General features: G+C 74.5%; 15 protein-coding genes. 9 read left to right on the top strand and 6 right to left on the bottom strand.

Translation table 11 applies throughout. The features are described from left to right. Window positions 1-135 precede the first annotated feature (135 nt). The 3 genes from DPM19_RS30760 to DPM19_RS30750 all read right to left on the bottom strand — a co-directional run bounded on the left by DPM19_RS30760 (window position 136) and on the right by DPM19_RS30750 (window position 4,593). Window positions 136-2,694 carry an ATP-binding protein gene (locus DPM19_RS30760; protein WP_111871594.1) on the bottom strand — a complete coding sequence of 853 codons (2,559 nt, stop codon included), beginning with the start codon at window positions 2,692-2,694 and terminating at the stop codon, window positions 136-138. A 150-nt stretch (window positions 2,695-2,844) separates the two neighbouring features. Then, the gene (locus DPM19_RS35530) at window positions 2,845-3,705 is read right to left on the bottom strand and encodes a hypothetical protein (protein ID WP_158566951.1); all 861 of its coding nucleotides are present in this window, start codon (window positions 3,703-3,705) and stop codon (window positions 2,845-2,847) included. Between the two features lie 258 nt (window positions 3,706-3,963). Continuing rightward, window positions 3,964-4,593: a class E sortase gene (locus DPM19_RS30750; RefSeq protein WP_267900926.1), complete on the bottom strand. Its 630-nt coding sequence runs from the start codon at window positions 4,591-4,593 to the stop codon at window positions 3,964-3,966. 254 nt (window positions 4,594-4,847) lie between these two features. Here DPM19_RS30750 and DPM19_RS30745 point away from each other — a divergent pair, with 254 nt between their 5' ends. Then, window positions 4,848-5,852: an HtaA domain-containing protein gene (locus DPM19_RS30745; protein WP_111871592.1), complete on the top strand. Its 1,005-nt coding sequence runs from the start codon at window positions 4,848-4,850 to the stop codon at window positions 5,850-5,852. 93 nt (window positions 5,853-5,945) lie between these two features. Next, entirely contained in the window at window positions 5,946-6,323 is a 378-nt protein-coding gene (locus DPM19_RS30740) for a YegP family protein (RefSeq protein WP_111871591.1), read from the top strand. Window positions 6,324-6,422: 99 nt separating this feature from the next. On the opposite strand, the gene DPM19_RS30735 is transcribed toward DPM19_RS30740, so the two are convergent. Continuing rightward, window positions 6,423-7,880 carry a sugar transferase gene (locus tag DPM19_RS30735; protein WP_199485369.1) on the bottom strand — a complete coding sequence of 486 codons (1,458 nt, stop codon included), beginning with the start codon at window positions 7,878-7,880 and terminating at the stop codon, window positions 6,423-6,425. Window positions 7,881-7,914: 34 nt separating this feature from the next. Then, window positions 7,915-9,054, bottom strand: coding sequence for a glycosyltransferase family 4 protein (locus tag DPM19_RS30730; RefSeq protein WP_158566949.1), 1,140 nt, complete (start codon window positions 9,052-9,054; stop codon window positions 7,915-7,917). Window positions 9,055-9,398: 344 nt separating this feature from the next. Between DPM19_RS30730 and DPM19_RS30725 the strand changes: the two genes are divergently transcribed. Genes DPM19_RS30725 through DPM19_RS30705 form a run of 5 tightly spaced genes read left to right on the top strand, consistent with a single transcriptional unit; the run spans window position 9,399 to window position 15,112 of the window. Beyond that, on the top strand, window positions 9,399-10,175 hold the full coding sequence (locus tag DPM19_RS30725) for an Ig-like domain-containing protein (protein ID WP_111871588.1): 777 nt from the start codon (window positions 9,399-9,401) through the stop codon (window positions 10,173-10,175). 10 nt (window positions 10,176-10,185) lie between these two features. Continuing rightward, window positions 10,186-11,082: a sulfotransferase gene (locus DPM19_RS30720; protein ID WP_111871587.1), complete on the top strand. Its 897-nt coding sequence runs from the start codon at window positions 10,186-10,188 to the stop codon at window positions 11,080-11,082. Further along, on the top strand, window positions 11,079-12,509 hold the full coding sequence (locus tag DPM19_RS30715) for a hypothetical protein (protein WP_111871586.1): 1,431 nt from the start codon (window positions 11,079-11,081) through the stop codon (window positions 12,507-12,509). Before DPM19_RS30720 ends, DPM19_RS30715 begins: the two co-directional genes overlap by 4 nt. Before the next feature lie 15 nt (window positions 12,510-12,524). Then, complete coding sequence (locus DPM19_RS30710) at window positions 12,525-13,859, top strand: O-antigen ligase family protein (protein WP_111871585.1); 1,335 nt, start codon at window positions 12,525-12,527, stop codon at window positions 13,857-13,859. After that, window positions 13,856-15,112 carry a glycosyltransferase gene (locus DPM19_RS30705; RefSeq protein ID WP_111871584.1) on the top strand — a complete coding sequence of 419 codons (1,257 nt, stop codon included), beginning with the start codon at window positions 13,856-13,858 and terminating at the stop codon, window positions 15,110-15,112. The genes DPM19_RS30710 and DPM19_RS30705 overlap by 4 nt, the downstream gene beginning before the upstream one ends. Here DPM19_RS30705 and DPM19_RS30700 read toward each other — a convergent pair. Further along, window positions 15,078-15,464 (bottom strand): cupredoxin domain-containing protein, encoded by a 387-nt coding sequence (locus DPM19_RS30700; protein WP_146779060.1) that lies wholly within the window; start codon window positions 15,462-15,464, stop codon window positions 15,078-15,080. The two genes, DPM19_RS30705 and DPM19_RS30700, sit on opposite strands and share 35 nt — an antisense overlap. 281 nt (window positions 15,465-15,745) lie before the next feature. On the opposite strand from DPM19_RS30700, the gene DPM19_RS30695 reads away from it, so the two are divergent. Together DPM19_RS30695 and DPM19_RS30690 are read left to right on the top strand one after the other, a co-directional pair. Further along, the gene (locus DPM19_RS30695; RefSeq protein WP_146779059.1) at window positions 15,746-16,957 is read left to right on the top strand and encodes a substrate-binding domain-containing protein; all 1,212 of its coding nucleotides are present in this window, start codon (window positions 15,746-15,748) and stop codon (window positions 16,955-16,957) included. A gap of 82 nt (window positions 16,958-17,039) precedes the next feature. Further along, complete coding sequence (locus DPM19_RS30690) at window positions 17,040-17,918, top strand: sulfotransferase family protein (RefSeq protein ID WP_111871581.1); 879 nt, start codon at window positions 17,040-17,042, stop codon at window positions 17,916-17,918. The last annotated feature ends 1 nt before the right edge of the window (window position 17,919 follow it).

Here is a 17,919-nt window from a genome sequence, read left to right as displayed (position 1 = left end):
TCACGGTGCCTGGCTCACTCCCGAACACCGGTTTTCCGCGCCGCCCGCCGGGTTCGTTCGCGTTACCGGCTCGGTGTCGGGTTCTGCCCCGCCCCAAAACCAGCCCCGCACGCCACCCGGATTCGCCGCGGTGGTTCACGACGGGCCGGCGGCGCGCGCCTGCTCCAGGACGGCGCGGGCGCGGGTCTCGCCCGCCATGTTGCCGAGGCTGCGGTAGATCTCCAGCGCCTGCTCGGCGGGCGCGACGGCGTCGCCCGCCCGGCCCGCCGCCAGCAGCGCCTCGGCCAGGCCGCGCAGGCTGCGCGCCTGCCACCAGCGGTCGCCCAGCTCGCGGAAGGCCTCGACCGCCTGCGCCATCGTGGCGACCGCCTCGTCGTGCCGGCCCAGCCGGCGCAGCGCACGGCTCTCGGTGATCCGGGTGCGGGCCAGCCCCCAGGTGTCGCCGAGCCCCATCAGCATGAGGGTGGCGCGGCGGACGAGGGCGAGCTCGCGCAGGCCGTTGCGCGGGTCGCCGACGTCGCCTCCCGAGCGCAGGCAGCGGGCCTGCTCCCACTGCTCGCCGCGCAGCCGGAACGCCTCGGCCGCGCGCTCCAGCGCCGAGGCCGCCATGAAGAACCGGGCGTCGGCGACCCGGTGCTCGCCCGCGGCGTGCAGCCCGCGGGCCTCGGCGGCCAGCGTGTCGCCCATCGTCCGCATGGTCTGCGCCTCGGAGTAGCGGTTGCCGTTCTGCTGGAACGCGGTCAGCGCCTCGTCGGCCAGCGCCTTCGCCTCCGGGATGCGGCGCTGGGCCAGCCGCAGCTCGGCGAGGTTGCGCTGGGTGCGCGACCGCCACCACACGTCGCCCAGGTGCTCGAACTCGGCGATCGCCTCCAGCAGGTAGCGCTGGCCGCCGTCGAGGTTGCCCGCGTCGCGCAGGCACATGCCGACCGCGCGCAGCGCCCGCGCCCGCCACCAGGGCTCCGCACGCTCGGTGAAGATCTCCAGCGCGGTCTCGGAGTAGGTCCGGGCCTGGTCGATCCGCCCCTGGCCGCCGGCCACCGCCTGCCGCTCCAGCAGGGCGACCGCGAGCGCGTGGGAGTCGTCCGTCCGCTCGGCGGCGGCGCAGGTCAGCTCGGCCACCGCGCGCCACTCGGACCAGAAGATCCGCAGCGAGTGGAACAGGGAGCACGTCGCCCGGCCCAGCCGCCAGACCCGCTCCCACATCTCCAGTTCGACGGCCTGGTCCAGCATCGCCAGCAGGGCCGGGCGCTCGCTGGTGAGCCATTCGGTCGGCGGCTGGTCCGGCAGCCGCGGGGTGCGGGGGGACGGGCGGCCGGGCCAGTCCTGCGGCCAGCGGGTGAACGCCGCCCGCTCGGCCCGCTCCCGGTAGCCGTCCAGCACTCGTTCCAGCGCCGCGCGCCGGTCGGCCGCGGAGTCCTCCCGCTCGGTGCGCTCGCGGGCGTACAGCCGGACCAGGTCGTGCAGCCGGTACCGCAGCGTTCCGGTGGCGTCCCGGCTGGAGAACTCCACCAGCTGGGCGTTCTCCAGGGCCTCCAGCAGCCGGCAACCCTCGACGTGGTCCACGCCGAGCAGTTCGCCCGCCACCCAGTCCTGCACGTCCGGGGCGGCGAGCAGCGCGAACGCCCGCAGCAGCCGGCGCTGGTCGGCGGTGCAGTCGTCGTAGCTGAGCTGGAGGCTGGCGCGGACGCTCTGGTCGATCCGCTGGGTGATCTCCAGTTCGTCCAGCCGCCGGCGCCGCTCGTCGCCGAGCCGGTCGGCCATCTCGCGCAGCGACCAGTGCTTGCGGGCGTTCAGCCGGCCGCCGCAGATGCTGAGCGCGAGCGGCAGCCGCCCGCACAGCTCGACGATCTCCTCCGCCGCTTCCGGCTCGGCGGCGACCCGGGACGCCTCGTCGTCCCCGTCGGCCAGTCGGCCGAGCAGCACCAGGCTCTGCTCCGGGGTGAACTCGCGCAGCCGCCGGTCGTAGGTGTTGCGCAGATACAGCGGCTGGCGGGACGTCACCAGCACCGCGCACCCGGCCATCGGGGGGATCAGCGCCTGCACCTGCTCGGCGTCGTGGGCGTTGTCGAGGAAGACCAGCAGCCGCTTGCCGCGCACCCACGTCCACCACAGCTTCTGCAACTGCATCAGGTCGCCCGGGTCGGTGGTGAGCCGGACGCCCAGCGCCTGCAGGAAGCCGATCAGCACCTCCTCGGGCCGGACCCGGGCGTCGCCGTGCCCGCGCAGGTCGAAGTAGAGCTGGCCGTCGGGGAAGTCGGCCGCCACCTGGTGGGCGAACTTGGTGGCGAGCGCGGACTTGCCCACCCCGGCCGGGCCGTGCAGGGACACCACCAGCGGCGCGCTGGACTTCCCGTCCCGGGGGTGCTCGGCGTGCACGCGTTCGAGCTCGCGCAGCGACTCGGTCCGCCCGGTGAAGCGCGCGGCCACCGGCGGCAGCTGGGCCGGTGGCGGCATCTCCTGGGGCCCGGGAAGCTCCGCCGGGCCGCTCTCCCCGCCCACCCGCTGGACGGCCCACGCCATCAGCCCGGCGAGCGCCGAGGCGCCCCCGACGACGCCGAGCTGGGCCCCCTGGGACAGTGGCAGCACCCCGAGCGCCGTGGTCATTCCCGTCACCACGGCGGTGACGCCACCGACCGCCCAGGGCGCGGTCAGCCGCTCCGCGCGCCGACCGGGCCGGGCCGGCGCCTCCCGCATGCGTCCCCTCCCCGTACGTCCTCCGGGTGGACCACGATCTACCGTCGCACCCGGATACGCCAACCGGTGTTTCCGGGCCCCTCGATGATCAGACCAGCTCACCGAGCGTACGGGGTTACGCCCGGGTGGTAAACATTCACTTGTTGTCCACTACTGGTTAGAAATCCGCTCATCCCGGAGCTGCCGGAGCCAGCGGGCAGCCTGAACCGTCACCGCGAGCAGCACCGCCAGCCAGGCGGCGTGCAGCCAGGCCAGCCGGAGCACGACCGGGTCGGCGGCGGCGGGCGAGGTGCCGGCCCGCAGCACCATGCCGGGCTGCCCGGGCCCCGCGGGACCGGAGGCCACCGACGGGGTGAGCGCCGCCACCGCCGGCAGGCTCACTCCCGGAGCCGGGACCGGCCCGGAGTACGGCAGGGGGGCGCCCGGCATTCCCGGCAGCGGAGGCGGCGCGCCCGGCAGCGACGGCGGCCCGCCCGCGACCCCGCCGGACGCCGCCGGCGGGGTGGAGCCGCGGGGCGCGGGCGAGGCGGTCTTGCTCGGCTTGGGGGCGGGCGGCTTCGGGGAAGGCGGCGGCGGGGGCGGCGCCGGGACCGTCACCGACAGCACGGTGCTCCGGCTCTGCGCCGGAGCGTTGCCGGCGGACGCCGTGGCGCTGAGCGAAACGCTGGTCGGCTTCTTGACCCAGGAAGGGATGGACACCCGGGCCGTGACGCTCGTGCCGCCCGTGCCCACCTCGCCGAGCGCGCACTCCGAACCCCCGCACGACAGCGTCACCGTGGCCGGCGCGGTGACACCGATCCTGACACCGGCCCCCTCCAGGGGTCCCCCCGAGCCGGCGAGCACCCGGATGACCGCCGAGGTGGAGTCGCCGGGCTGCAGCGACCGGTCGGCCACGGACAGGCTCATCAGCAGCGTGGCCGCGTGGGCGGGTGTCCAGACGCCGCCGGCCGCCAGGATCGCCGTCGCGCCGAGCCCCGCGAGCAGCGGGCCGCGGGCCAATCGAGAGCGCACTCGCCTCGCACCTCCATCGAACGGGCATCGAACGGGCGGTCCGCGCCGGGTACCGCGCGGACCTGCGTCCATCGGACCCGACCCGGGCGGGACCGGCCGTGGCATCGGCGTTGAGGCCCGATGAACCGCGGGGCAACGTTCCCTCGGGGTCCCCGGTATCGCTCAGGCCGGCGCCGCCGGGCGGCCGGCCTTCTTGGACCGGACCTCGGCGAGCTCGGCCCGCACGAGGTTCCCTGTTCCCCCGGGGTTCCCGGGCGCTCAGGCCAGCGCCGCCGGGCGGCCCGCCTTCTTGGACCGGACCTCGGCGAGTTCGGCCCGCACGATCAGGCGCTGCCGGTTCTGGAAGCGGGGATGGCAGGTGGTGAGGGTGAGCAGCCGCCGCCGGGGCCGGGCCTTCGGCTTGTCGGGGTTGGGCGCGACGACCTCGATCTGGTCGGGGCGGACGACCGCGAGCCGGACCACCCGGTAGACGAACCAGCCGGTCCGGGTCTCCACCACGACCGGGTCGCCCGTGCGCAGCCGGTCGAGGTCCCAGAAGACCGACCGCATCCGGTGCCCGGCGATGGCCACGTTGCCGACCTCGCCCGGATCCTCGCTGCGGGGGTAGTGCCCGGGGCCATGGGCCAGCGCCGCCTGCGTGACTCCCAGCGTGACCACCCAGTGCCGGTCCAGCCGGGGGATGTGCAACCGGCTCGCGGGTTGCCCCGGCACGGGCGGGCCGGCCGCCCAGCGGCGGTCGAGATCGGCGTCCAGCCGGTCCTGCTCCTGCTCCGCGGCCCACGCCTTGCCGTAGAACTCGTAGCCCGCGAAGAGCAGCAGGACGAGCCCTAGGGTCAGCACGATTTCCCCGAAAACATGCAACGGCCCGACACCATCGCGTTGAGTCACCAATCCATCACCATTTCGTAATGTGGCAGGAGGGTGAATTACCGCCAAAGACGCGACGGCTCACGAGTGGATTGTCGCAGCGAGAATTCCACACCATGAGCAGCTTCATCATAATGAGTCGGGATCAACTTTTAGTGTCATAACAAAATTTCGAGCGCGCCGAAAATCGGCGAACTCTCTTTCTGGTCGGTCAGGGCCAACAACAAAAGTCCACCGGGTGAACGCCCGACACCGTGCGCAGGAAGTGATATGCGATGAAGCGTCCGCTGCCCGAGTCCCCGCAGGGCCTGTCCGCGCTGGGCCGCGGGCTGGTCGCGGCCGGGGCCGCGCTGGTCACCACCGGGCTGGTCATCGCCCCGGCCGCGGCGACCCCGGCCCCGGGCGAGCCCACGCCCACGTCCTCGCCCACGCCGAACGCCGTGGCAGGCGGGCACCTCGACTGGGAGTACGGCACGGCCGGCACGGAACCGAAGGTCCAGGTGAGCGGCGGCGCGTCGCTCCAGCCCGACGGAACCCTGCGCTTCCCGCTGGCCGAGGGCACCTATGACGCCAGGACCGGCACGGCCGACATCGGCTACCGCGGCCGCGCGGTGCTCGTCTACCCCGACCGCACCGTCACCCTGCAGGACCCCGCCGTCGTGATCGGCGGCGCCGAGGGCACGCTGCGGGCCGCGGTGGGCCCGGCGCCCGCCGCCACGCCCACCGCCACCCCCGGGACCCCTCCCGAGGTGCTCGACCTGCGGACCTTCGGCATCCCGCCCGAGGTGTCCGGCACCCGGGTGAGCTGGACCGACCTGCCCACCGAGCCCACCGGCACCGGGGTGGGAGCGCTCGGCGAACCGGCGGGCGACGGCGAGGTGACGATCGAACTCACCCTGGCCCGGAACGCCCCCGTCGCGCCGCCCCGCGTCCAGGCGCGGGCCACCACCGCCTCCCCCAGCGCGAGCGCCACCCCCACTCCGACCGGGTCGGAGACGCCCTGCCCGACGCCCACCGCCACGGCCACCGCCACGGCCACCGCGACGGCCACCGCCGGCGCGAGCCCGTCCGCCTCTCCTGACGACTGCGCCGGCCCCACCCCGACGGACGACCCGTCGGGCGGGACCACCACGGGCACCAACGGGTCCGCCGGCGGGGACCTCCCCAAGACGGGCACCGCCTTCCTGTTCCCGCTGACCCTCGCCGGCGGCGCAATGGTGGCCGCCGGCGGCAGCGCGATAATCGCCGCCCGGCGGCGTCGTCACGTCCTGGCGGAGTAATCCGCGGAACCCCTTCTAGGTACGGCCCGCATCCGGTCCTTTCCAGGCGGTAGCCGGTCTTTCTTCAGTTACCCCTGAAAGGGATTTCACGCTATGCGTTTTCAGCGTTACCGCACATCCGACGGACAGATATCCTGGCGTTTCCTGACGGCGAACCACCGGCTCGTCGCACTTTCCCCGCAGGGCTTTCCGGACGAAGAGCACGCCGCGGCCGCGATCCGGGTCGTGCAGCTCAACGCCGCCTCCGCCTCGATGGACTTCAGCAGCGACCGGGGCGGCATGTGGACCTGGGCGATGCGCCTGGAACAGGTGGTCGTCGCGATCAGCGCCCACCCGTACGGGCGGCGCAGGGAGGCCGACTCCGCGGCCGGGCGGTTCCGGCTGCAGGCGGCCGAGGCCCGGCTCGACCCGTGGGTCGCCGGGCGCGGCGAGCAGCGCCCCCGCCGGCGTCCCGTCGTCCTGGACTGCTGACGGGAGGCGGCAGGGGTCGCGGTACCCCGTCCACTGGCCCCTGACGATCCGCCGGCCGGGCGGAGGCCGGCGGTACCCCCGGGACCACCGGCAGAACGCTCAGTACGCCCCGGTGCGGCGGAACACCGCGCCGACGGTCTTCCAGAGGATGATCGCGTCGGTGGTGAGGGACCAGTTCTCCACGTAGTACAGGTCCAGTCGCACGCTGTCCTCCCAGGACAGGTCGGACCGGCCGCTCACCTGCCAGAGGCCGGTGATGCCGGGCTGGACCAGCAGCCGCCGGGCCACGTCCGCGCCGTACCGGGCGACCTCCTCCGGCAGCGGCGGGCGCGGCCCGACCAGGCTCATCTCCCCCCGGGCCACGTTGACGAGCTGCGGCAACTCGTCCAGGGACCACTTGCGGATCACCCGCCCGACCGGGGTGACCCGCGGGTCCCGGCGGATCTTGAACAGCACTCCGCCGTCGTGGTCGTCCCACTCCGCGAGCGCCGCCCGGCGGGCCTCCGCGTCCACGGTCATCGACCGGAACTTGTACATGGTGAAGGGGCGCCCGTCCCGGCCCACCCGGACCTGGCGGAACAGCGCGGGCCCGGGGGTGTCGAGCCGGACCGCCAGCGCGACGACCGCCAGCACGGGCAGCAGCGCGACCAGGGCGACCAGGGCGACCAGCCGGTCCACGACGTGCTTCATGGCCCTGCGGCGGCCGGCCAGTTCCGGTTCCTCCACGTGGATCAGCGGCAGCCCGGCGACGGGGCTGGTGTGGATGCGCGGTCCGGCGATGTCGACCAGCGCGGGCGCCACCACCAGCCCGACGCCCGTTCCGTGCAGTTCCCAGCCCAGCCGGCGCAGGGTGGTGGCGGTGATGCCCGCCGAGGCGGTCACCGCGACGGTGTCGGCCGCCACCCGGGTGAGGGCCTCGCCCAGTTCGTCGAGCGTGCCCACCCCGGGCGCCCCGGCCACCCCGCCCCCGTCGGGCGTGCAGACCCCGACGACCTGGTAGCCGGCGTACGGTTCGCGGCGCAGCTGCCGCACCAGGTCCTCGACCTGGGGGCCGTCGCCGACGACCAGCACCCGGTGCGACCAGCCGTCCCCGGCCCGCCGCCGGTGGTGCAGCCACTTGCGCGCGGTGTAGCGCCCGGTGAGCAGGCCGAAGGTGCCCAGCGGGAAGGCGAGCGCGACGAAGCCCCGGGCCACCGGGGCGTCGGCCAGGTAGCAGACGATCGCGACCAGCCCGGCCAGCCGGAGCCCGCTGCCGAGCACCCGGCGGTACTCCTCGGCCCCATGTCCGATGATCTTGATGTCGTAGCCGCGCATCAGCCGCAGCGATCCCAGCCAGGCGAGGGCGAGCATGGCGGCGACCGCCATGTAGGGCACCCCGGAGACCAGCGGGGCGCGGGACCCGAACCGCCCGGCGTAGGCGATCAGCACGGCGGTGACGACGACCACCACGTCCACCCGGCGCAGCACGCCGATGTAGGACGGGCTCCAGGAGGAGCGGCGTCCGGCGCGCGGCGATGTCCTGGGGCGCCGCTCGACCGGCACCGAACCCGTTGTCACAGCAGTGATCCGTGGGAGGGAGGTGTCGGGAGGCTCAGCGGGCCGCGCGGCTGGCGGCCTGCGCCGGCCGCCGCAGCAACACCCGGTAGAGCTCCTCCAGCGCATCGACCGCCGTGTCCCACGAGTACCGGTCCAGCACGTCGTCGCGGCGCTTCGCCGCCCCCTCCCGCTCCGCGGCGGAGCCGGCCAGCACCGCGGCCAGCACGTCGCGCAGGTGCCCGGCGTCCCCGCCGCGGAAGATCCGTCCACCGGGGGCGTCGCCGCCGAGCACCTCCAGGTGCGGCGCGATGTCGCTGGCCACCACCGGAACGGCGTGCGACAGCGCCTCCAGCAGGGTCAGCGGCATGCCCTCCAGCACCGACGGCTGGACGAACGCGCCGGCGTCGGCGTACAGCGCGGCCAGGTCGTCGCCGTACACGTAGCCGAGCATCCGGACCCGGGAGTCCGCGGCGGCCAGCTTCCGCAGCTCGTCGACGTAGTCGTCGGTGAACGACGAGCCGCCCGCGATCACCAGTTCGGTGTCGCCGGGCAGCTCCCGGAACGCCCTGATCAGCAGGTCCGGGGCCTTCTCCGGGACGAGCCGGCCGACGTAGAGCACGTAGCGGCCCGGTCGCAGCCCGAACCTGTCGGCGGAGCCCCGGGCGGGCCGGGCCGGCCGCTCGACCCCGTTCGGGATGTGGACGGTCAGGCCCCGGCGGCTCCCCGCGTAGGAGCCCAGCACCTCTTCGGAGACCGCGACCACGGCGTCCGGCACCCGGTCGCTCACCCACCGGGCGGTGCGCAGCACCGAGCGGGCGGCCCGGCCCCACTTGGCCCGCCGGTCGTCCAGGCCGTGCACGGTCTGCACCACCCGCGTGCCCGACAGGTAGCGGGGCAGCGGCGCGCAGAGGCCGGGGCCGAGGGCGTGGTAGTGGACGATGTCCGGCATGCCGGCGACGGTGGTGGACAGCGCGCTGTGCACGATCGCGTCGAGGTGCTTGGACCCGATCGTGGGCAGGTGCCGCAGCCGGATGCCCTGGTAGTCGGCGGACCGTTCGGTCACGTAGTTGGTCCGGCAGAACGCGGTCACCTGGTGCCCGCGCTCGGCCAGCCGCCGGCCCAGGTGGGCCACGTGGTGCTCGACGCCGCCGTGGGTGGGGGGCAGGCCGCGCTGGCCGATCATCACGATGCGCATCGGCTGTTCTCCGGGCTGTTGCGACGAACTCGGCGAATGACGCATGAACGGCCTCCCTGGCGCACAATTTCAATGCCGACCCTAAAAACGACCCCGGTTCCACATGTATAGGTAAGTGATTGCATTCGCCGTTCGGCCGTCGCGCGTTCAGTGCGATCGGAGGAGATTCTTCCGCTGGCCGTCGCGCGTTCACCTGGCCCGCGCATAGCCGCTCCGAGCTGGGCGGTTCACCTTCCCATCCACTCGAATGCGCCGTTCGTTAACCCGAGCAGGGATGCCTTATACGCAGCTTTTCTCCTTACACTCGGACTTCTCGGGGGCTGAGTCGAACGGAGGATTTCCTGATGAAATTCATGCGGCCTGTGGTGCCCGTGACCGCGGGCGCTCTCTTTCTGACCGGATGGGCCGCCACACCCGCGCTCGCCGACGACACCACCGCCCCGGACGCGTCCATCACCTCCCCCGCCCTCCAGGACGAGGTGTACGGCCGCCGGGCCCTGACCTTCCAGGGGACGGCCACCGACGACACCGGGGTGGCCTCGGTCGGGGTGGCCATCCAGGACCGCGACACCCGGCTGTGGTACCGCCCGGACGGCACCTGGGGCGCCTACCACCGCTACTCCGCGACGCTGTCGGCGCCGGGAGCCGCCAGCACCGGCTGGTCGTTCACCTGGACCCCGGCGGAGCCCGGCGCGTACATGGTGCAGGCCGTGGCCAAGGACGCCGCCGGCCACCCCGACGCCGAGCTGCCGTGGCGCCGCTTCGACGTCGACACCCAGGCCCCCGACACCGCGATCTCCAGGCCGACCGCCCTGACCACGACGGTCAGCAGGAACACCACCGTCTCGCTGAACGGGACGGCGACCGACGACCACGGCGTGCGCTACATCCTGGTCGCGATCCAGAACAAGGCCACCGGCAAGTGGCTGCGGACGGGCGGGACCTGGGGCTCGATCATGTGGCACCGGCGCGCGGTGACCCGCCCGGGGGCCCCGTCCACCACGTGGACGACCTCGCAGAAGATGTCGGTCAGCGGCACGTTCATCATCCGGATCGGCAGCGAGGACCGGGCCGGCCTGGTCGACCCGTCCACCCCGTACCGCCAGTACGTGGTGAGGTGAACCACCGACCATGACCGTCGTTCTGCACGTGACCGGGGCCGGGCGGAGCGGGAGCACCCTGCTGGGCGGCCTGCTCGGCCAGATCGACGGCTTCTTCAACGTCGGCGAGGCCGGTTACCTGTGGGAGCGCGGCCTGGCCGCCGGCGGCGACTGCGGCTGCGGGGCCCCGGTGCGGCACTGCCCGGTGTGGCGCGACGTCCTGGCCCGGGCGTACGGGGGCCCCGACGCGCCCGAGACGGAGGCGCTGCGGCGGCTGCACGCGCGGACCTCCCGGGGCCGGGCCGTGCAGGCCCTGTCGATCACCGGGCGGCTGCCGGGCGAGCGGGCCGCCGTGGCCGCCGCGGCCCCGCTCGGCCGGCTCTACCCGGCCGTCGCCGAGGTCACCGGCGCCCGGGTGATCATCGACACCACCAAGCCCGCCACCTACGGGCGGCTGCTGTCCCGGCTGCCCGGCCTGGACCTGCGGTACGTCCACCTGGTCCGCGACCCGCGCGCGGTGGCCTGGTCCTGGCTGCGGGTCAAGGAGTCCAGGGAGACCATGGTCACCCGTCCCCCGGTCACCAGCGCGCTGCTGTGGCGGGCCGGCAACCTCGCCGCCGCCCGGCTGTGGAGCGGGGACGCGGACCGCTACCTGCTGGTCCGGTACGAGGACCTGATCGCCGAGCCCGAGCCCTGGCTGCGCCGGATCGCCGGCCTGGCCGGGGCGGCCTCCGCCGCCCTGCCGGTGACGGGACGGGTCGGCACGCTGGCCCCCACGCACACCGTCGCCGGCAACACCGACCGGCACCGGTCGGGCCGGATCGAGCTACGGCTCGACGACGAGTGGCGGCGCGCGATGCCGGCCGCCCAGCGGCGGCTGGTGGCCGCGGCGACGTCCCCCGTCCGGCAGCGGTACGGCTACCGGTGAGCGGGATCGCGCGGGGGGCGGCCGTCGCGGCGGCGCTGGCGCTGGTCGCGGGCTGCACCGGCGACCCGGCCCCGCCGCCGGCGCCCGCCCCCGCCGTCCCCCCGCCCACCCGGCTGGAGCAGCCGTTCGGGCTGAAGTGGAACTCCTACCGGCCGATCGACCGGTACGCGCCCGCGGTCGGCGCCTACCGGGGCGGCGGCACCTTCCACGACATCACCTGGTGCGCGGTGGAGCCCGCGCCCGGCACCTTCCGCTGGACGATGGAGGACCGGGCGGTCGACACGGCGCTCGGCCAGGGGTACGAGCTGCTGCTGCGCATCCGGATCGGGTCGTGCTGGGCCTCCGGGCGGCCCGCGGCGGCCGCCGCGCGGACCGCCCCCTCCCACCCGCCCGCGGACCTGACCGCGTACCGGGCCTTCGTCCGCACCCTGGTGGGCCGGTACGCGCGGCGCGGCGTCCACCGGTACGCCATCGAGAACGAAGTCGACACCGCCACCCACTGGGGCGCCGATCCGCGCGCGTACGCGGCGGTGGCGCGGGCCGGGGCCGCCGCGGTCCGCGAGGCCGACCCGCGCGCCCGGGTGACCGATCCGGGACTGGCCAGCTCGGGGCACGGGCTGGCCGCCGCCGCCGCGTTGCAGGACTCGGGACGGCAGGACCGGGCGGTCGCCCTCTACCGGGCGTACTACGCGCGCCGCGTGAACGACCGGCTGCCCCCGGTACGTGACGCGGCCGGGCTGCGCGCCGCCCGCGCGGGCACCGCCGGCCACCGGATCCTCACCGCGCACGAGACCGTGCTCGGACTCGGCCGCGCGAAGATCTTCGACAGCTTCCAGCTGCACTACTACGACCCGTGGCGGCAGGCCGGGGACGTCCTGGCGTACCTGCGCGCCCGGCTCCCCGCGAACCTGCCGGTCGAGGCGTGGGAGGCGGGCTCGTTCTGGCCCGGCGGCTCCTACGACCCGGCCCGGCACGCCGCCGAAACCGCCCAGCTCGCGACGACGCTGCTGGCGGCGGGGGTGCGGCTGGTGGTGTACCTGCCGCTGGTGCACACCCCGGGGACCATAGCGCCGACCGAACGCTGGCGCGGGCTGTACGGGACCGACGGGACCGCCCGGCCGGCGTCCGCCGTGCTGGACGCGCTGCGCGAGCGCACCCGGGGCGGCACCTGGCACCCGGTCGCCCGGGCCGGCCTGCGCGGCGCCGCCGTGGACCGGGGCGGCACCACCGCGCTCGTGCTGTGGAGCGCCGACGGCCGGACCCGCCCGCTGCGCCGCCCGCCCGGGCCGGCCGAGTCCACCCCGCTGCCGGGCGCCGCCCGGCCCTGGACCGCCGGGGACGTCCAGGTCGGCGGGACGCCCGTCCTGCTCAGCCTGCGCGCCCCGCTGAACGCCGCCCTGACCTGGCTCGACCAGACCGCTCCCTGAACTTCGAGGCCGCCCATGACCACCGTTTCGACCCACCCGCCGATCCCCCGAGCAGTCTGGTGGGCCGGGGGCCTGGCGGCCGGAGCCGCCGCCTACACCGGAGTGCAGGTCGCGAGCGGGGCGCCGCGCGCGGCGACCGTGCTGCCGCTCGCACTGGCCGGGGCGGCGGCGCTGGGCTGGCTGGCGCTGACGCGGTTCTTCCACTTCGTGCTGGCCGTGCTGGTGCTGCGGTCCGCGCTGGACGCCGTCAAGCTCGGCGGGGCGCTGGACACCTCCCGGGAGGCCACCGTCTCCGGGCTGCTCGACCCGGGCACGATCCTCGGCGTCCTGTTCGTGGTCGCCGGCACGGCCTGGCTCGCCGTCCAGGGGCCCGGCGGCGCCGCGGGGCGGGCGCTGCCGTGGGCGATGCTCGGCCTGCTGGGGGCGACGGCGCTGGGCGCGGTGGGGTCGCGGGCCGCGGGGGCGAGCGCGGGCGAGGTGATGCGCGTCGCGGCGCTGGTCGTGATGCTGCTGGTCGTCCGGCGGCTGGTGGCCGACGACCCCGGCCGCCGGGAACCGCTGCTGCTCGCGGTGTTCGCCGCCGCGGTGCTCCCGGTGCTGACGACCGTCCACCAGGTCGGCACCGGGAACGGCCTGGTGGACGTGCACGGGGTGCTCCGGGCGCACGGCACGTTCTGGCACCCGAACATGCTGGGGATCTTCTGCGCGCTGCTCCTGGTGATGGGGGTGGCCCTGCTGCCGCACGTGCCGGCCCTGCCCCGGGCCGGGCTCTTCCTCCTGGGCGCCGGGCTCGGCTTCGCGCTGGTCTTCAGTTACGCCAGGGGCGCCTGGCTGGCCCTGGCGCTGGGGCTGGTCGTGGTGGCGCTGTTGCAGGACCGGCGGATCCTGGTCGGGCTCGCCGCGGCGGGCGCGGTGGTCCTGGTCGCCGTCCCGTCGGTGACCGCCCGGCTGTCCGACCTGTCCGACCCGGCCGGCTCGCTGTCCTGGCGGTTCGAGCACTGGGGGCGGGCACTGGACCTGGTCGGCGCCAACCCGGTCACCGGGGTCGGGCCGGCCGCCGCGCGGGCGCTGCTCGGCCGGGAGGTCCACAACGACTACCTGCGGGCACTGGTGGAGACCGGGCTGGTCGGGCTGCTCGCCTGCCTGGCGCTGCTGGCGGCGCTGGCGCTGACCGCCCGCCGGGCGCTGCGGGAGGCCCGGTCGCCGCTGGCCCGCGGGGTCGCGGTGGGTTTCGCCGGGTGCGTGGCCGCGCTGGCGCTGTTCGCGGTGGCCGACAACGTGCTGACCTCCGTGGCCGTGCTCTGGTACCTGCTCGTCTTCGCCGGGATCGCCTCGGGAGAACCTCGATGAGAGTGCTGCACGTCAACAAGTTCCTGTACCGGCGGGGTGGCGCCGAGTCGTACATGCTCGACCTGGCGGAGCGGCAGCGGGCGCGGGGCGACGAGGTCGCGTTCTACGCCATGACGCACCCCGAGAACGACCCCGCGGCGTACGCCGCCCGCTTCCCCGCCCACCTGGAGATGAACCCGCTGCCGCCGGGCGTGACCGGGAAGATCTCCGGGGCCGGGCGGATGCTGTGGTCGACGAGCGCCCGGCGCGGGCTGGCCCAGGTGATCGCGGACTTCCGGCCCGACGTGGCGCACGCGCACAACATCTACCACCAGCTCTCCCCCTCGGTGCTGGCCGCGCTGCGCGCCGCCGGGGTGCCGGTGGTGATGACCCTGCACGACTACAAGCTGGCCTGCCCGTCGTACTCGTTCCTCGACCAGGGCCGCATCTGCACCGCGTGCGTGGGCGGCGGGTTCCGGCAGGCGGTCCGGCGGCGCTGCAAGGGCGGTTCGCTGGCGGCCAGCGCCGCGGTCGCGGTGGAGAGCTGGGCGCACCGGCGGCTGGGCGCGTACAACCCGGTCGGGGTCTTCGTCTGCCCGAGCCGGTTCCTCACCATGAAGCTGATCGACGCCGGGGTCTACCCCGACCGGCTGACCGTGCTCGACCACTTCGTCGCGCCCGGCCCGGCGCCGGTGGACCCGGTGCCCGGCCGGCTGGTGGTGGCCGGGCGGCTGAGCCACGAGAAGGGCGTCGACCTCGCGATCCGGGCGCTGCCGGTGCTGCCGCCGGGCACCCGCCTCGACATCGCCGGGGACGGCCCGGAGCGGGCGGCCCTGACGGCGCTCGCCGAGGCGACCGCGCCGGGCCAGGTGACCTTCCACGGGCGGCTGCCCAAGGCGGGGGTGCTCGAACTGATGAACTCGGCGGCGGCGCTGCTGCTGCCGTCCCGCTGGTACGAGAACCAGCCGATGACCATCCTGGAGGCGTTCGCCTGCGGCACCCCGGTCATCGGCGCCAACCTGGGCGGCATCCCCGAACTGATCACCGACGGCGTCACCGGGCGGCTGGTCCAGCCGGACTCCCCCACCGCCCTCGCGGAGGCCGCGGCGCCATTCCTGCTCTCCGCACAGGCCCGGGACATTTACGGGAAGGCCGCCCGGGACGTCGCCACCACCAGGTTCGCCCCGGACACCCATCTCGCCGCGCTCGACGCCATTTATGCGTCAGCCGGAAATCGGCTCAGCGAGGAACGCCGGGAACCGCGGGCAGATTGATTTCGATGACCCCGGCGGTACCTTTCTTGGCGTTGTCGAGCCGGTAGGCGAAAGTGCCGGAAGTGGGAAAGGCGCGCTCGTACCGCCCGCCGGGCGGGATCTCCTTGGAGGGCGGGGTCCCGTCGAGCAGGCTGACGACGCGGGGCTTGGCCGACTCGTTGCGCCAGGTGATCGTGTCCCCCGGCCCGGCGATCAGCCGGTTGGGGACCGGGCCGGCCTCGGTCAGCCGGACGACCTTGCCGGCCGCCAGCTCGGTGGAGACCACCGGCGGCAGGGCCCGCTCCTCGGGCGGAGCCTGCCCGCCGCAGCCGGCCACCGCCAGCAGGACCAGTGTGAGCAGCACCTTCCTCATGCGGGGCACGCTGCCGGGCAGGGAAGATCGAGGAACGTCCGGTGCATTGTCACCCGATGAATTCCAGGCTACGGGAATTCCATTTCCGCCGCGCCCGGGGCAAGGCGTCCGGGAAATTAACAAGCCGTCCCGGCCTGGCGTCAAGCGTTCGTCGGGCCTCCCCTGTCCGTTGGTTGGTGCGGCGGCCTTCAGGGATGAATATCAGTCTCGGCGTCGCGTTGCGACAGAAATCCCGGATATCCCATCCGGGATTAGCCCTCACCCAGGAGGACTCGAGTCTCATGTCTGAGACCACCCAGGACGCCAGAAAGTTCAGAATGCCCCGGCTCGGGCGGCGCTCTCTCGCCGTCCTCGTCGGGCTGGTCGCCGCGGTCGCGCTCGCCGTGCCCGCGTCCGCGGCCCTTCCCCCGTTCACCGACGGCAAGGTGAGCCCGTTCATCCGTGGTGCCGGTTCCGACACCACCTTCGACCTGATGCAGAAGCTGGACGCCGCGTACAACTTCTCGCCCGGCTGCGCCCTGCGCGTGCCGCCGGCCGTGCCGCAGATGGAGTGCGACCCGGCCGACCAGGCCGGCGCGGTGCGGACCGAGAACTACGACCACGACGTGGCGGTCAGCCTGTTCCCGCAGGGCTCTTCGGCCGGGCTGCGGATGGTCTGCCAGAAGAACGACGGCACCCCGGGCGTGTACGACATCAACTACGCCCGGTCCTCCTCCGGCCCGGGCAGCCTCCCGTCGCAGTGCGCGAACCCCAACGACCCGCTGCGGTACGTGGGCTTCGCCAAGGACGCCATCGCCATTCCCAAGTGGAACGGCGGCGCCTCGGGTCCGGCCACCAGCCTGACCCACGCCCAGCTCCGGGAGATCTTCCTGGACGTCTCCGGTGACGGCTGCACCGAGGACTGGGGCGACTTCGGCGGGACCGCCGGCACCAACATCATGGTGCACGGCATCCAGACCAGCTCCGGCACCTACGCCACCTTCCAGTCCTTCCTGGGCGGCGACCCGAACACCTGCGTGTCGGGCACCGGCGGCCAGATCCTGTTCGAGAACGCCTGCGCTCCGATCAACGCGCTGAGCCCCACCGACCGCGGCCGCTCCCTGTGGTGGCTGTCCTTCGGCAAGTACGCCTCCGGTGCGTCCGAGTGCGACCCGGCCACCACCGACCTGGTCTCGGTGAACGCCATCGCCCCGACCACCACCACCATCCAGGACGGCACCTACCAGTACAACCGGACGCTCTACAACGTCTACCGCCGGGACCTGCCGGCGGCGACCCCGTGGGCGCTCGGCTACATCGGTGAGAACGGCTGGATCTGCAAGCCCAACGGCCTGCACAGCAAGCCGGTCGGCGCCCCCGGCCCCGGCACCGAGCACGCCGGTACCGACCGCAACTGGGGCCTGGAGATCGACAACATCATCGCCCAGGCGGGGTTCGTCAAGGTGAACTCCAACCCCGGCGCCAACAAGTGCACCACCACCGACGTCAACTGACCTAACTCGATCGGCGGCGCGACGCCAGGGGTCCGGCCTCCCAGGGGGCCGGACCCCGCCGCGCTCGCACCAGGGAGGCCCCGTGCTCGGCTTCGTCCTCGGCAGCGGACGCTGCGGCTCCACCCTCGTCCACGAGGTGCTGGCCCGGCATCCCGAGGTCGGTTTCCTGACCAACATCGACGACCGGTACGCCCGCTGCCCGGGCGCCGTCCGGCGGCACGGCGGCACGCTGTACCGGCGGCTGCCGCCCGCCCTCAGCGCGAAGGGGCGGCTGCGGTTCGCCCCCTCCGAGGGGTACCGCGCGCTGACCCGCGAGGTGTCGCCGCTGCTGGTCGACCCCTTCCGGGACCTGGTCGCCGGCGACGCGACCCCCTGGCTGGCCGGGCGGCTGCGCGCCTTCTTCGAGCAGCGGGCCGCCGCCGCGGGCGCACCCGTCTACCTGCACAAGTTCACCGGCTGGCCGCGGGCCGGGCTGCTGCACGAGGTCTTCCCGGGCACCCGGTTCGTGCACGTGGTGCGCGACGGCCGCGCGGTCGCCGCGTCCTGGCTGCGGATGCCCTGGTGGCGCGGGCATCTCGGGCCGGCGGGCTGGCACTTCGGCCCGCTGCCCGAACCGTACGCCCGGCAGTGGGAGCAGTCGGGCCGCTGCCACGTCCAGCTGGCCGGGATCGGCTGGAACATGCTGATGGACGCGCACGAGGCCGCCCGCGCCGCGCTGCCCGCCGACCGCTGGCTGGAGGTCCGGTACGAGGACGTCGTCGCCGACCCGGCCGAGCACTTCACCCGCATGCTCCGGTTCTTCGGGCTGGAGCCGGACCGGGCCTTCGAGCGCGGCCTCGCCCGGTACACGTTCGCCACCGGGCGCGCCGACGCCTTCCGCACCGACCTGTCCCCGGCACAGGTCGCGACGCTCGACAAGACCCTGGCCCCGCACCTGGAACGGCTCGGCTACCCGGTCTGAC

It is taken from the genome of Actinomadura craniellae (assembly GCF_003289645.1).
GTDB classification, from domain to species: Bacteria; Actinomycetota; Actinomycetes; order Streptosporangiales; family Streptosporangiaceae; genus Actinomadura_D; species Actinomadura_D craniellae.
Note: the sequence above shows the minus strand (reverse complement) of the source record. Positions and strands in the feature narration are given on the sequence as shown.

Bases quoted from the DNA above. Each gene is read 5' to 3' on its own strand.
- DPM19_RS30700 (WP_146779060.1), bottom strand. From the start codon at position 15,464: ATGAGGAAGGTGCTGCTCACACTGGTCCTGCTGGCGGTGGCCGGCTGC.
- DPM19_RS30740 (WP_111871591.1), top strand. From the start codon at position 5,946: ATGCGTTTTCAGCGTTACCGCACATCCGACGGACAGATATCCTGGCGT.
- DPM19_RS30705 (WP_111871584.1), top strand. From the start codon at position 13,856: ATGAGAGTGCTGCACGTCAACAAGTTCCTGTACCGGCGGGGTGGCGCC.
- DPM19_RS30710 (WP_111871585.1), top strand. From the start codon at position 12,525: ATGACCACCGTTTCGACCCACCCGCCGATCCCCCGAGCAGTCTGGTGG.
- DPM19_RS30720 (WP_111871587.1), top strand. From the start codon at position 10,186: ATGACCGTCGTTCTGCACGTGACCGGGGCCGGGCGGAGCGGGAGCACC.
- DPM19_RS30760 (WP_111871594.1), bottom strand. From the start codon at position 2,694: ATGCGGGAGGCGCCGGCCCGGCCCGGTCGGCGCGCGGAGCGGCTGACC.
- DPM19_RS30725 (WP_111871588.1), top strand. From the start codon at position 9,399: ATGAAATTCATGCGGCCTGTGGTGCCCGTGACCGCGGGCGCTCTCTTT.
- DPM19_RS30730 (WP_158566949.1), bottom strand. From the start codon at position 9,054: ATGCGCATCGTGATGATCGGCCAGCGCGGCCTGCCCCCCACCCACGGC.
- DPM19_RS30745 (WP_111871592.1), top strand. From the start codon at position 4,848: ATGAAGCGTCCGCTGCCCGAGTCCCCGCAGGGCCTGTCCGCGCTGGGC.
- DPM19_RS30695 (WP_146779059.1), top strand. From the start codon at position 15,746: ATGTCTGAGACCACCCAGGACGCCAGAAAGTTCAGAATGCCCCGGCTC.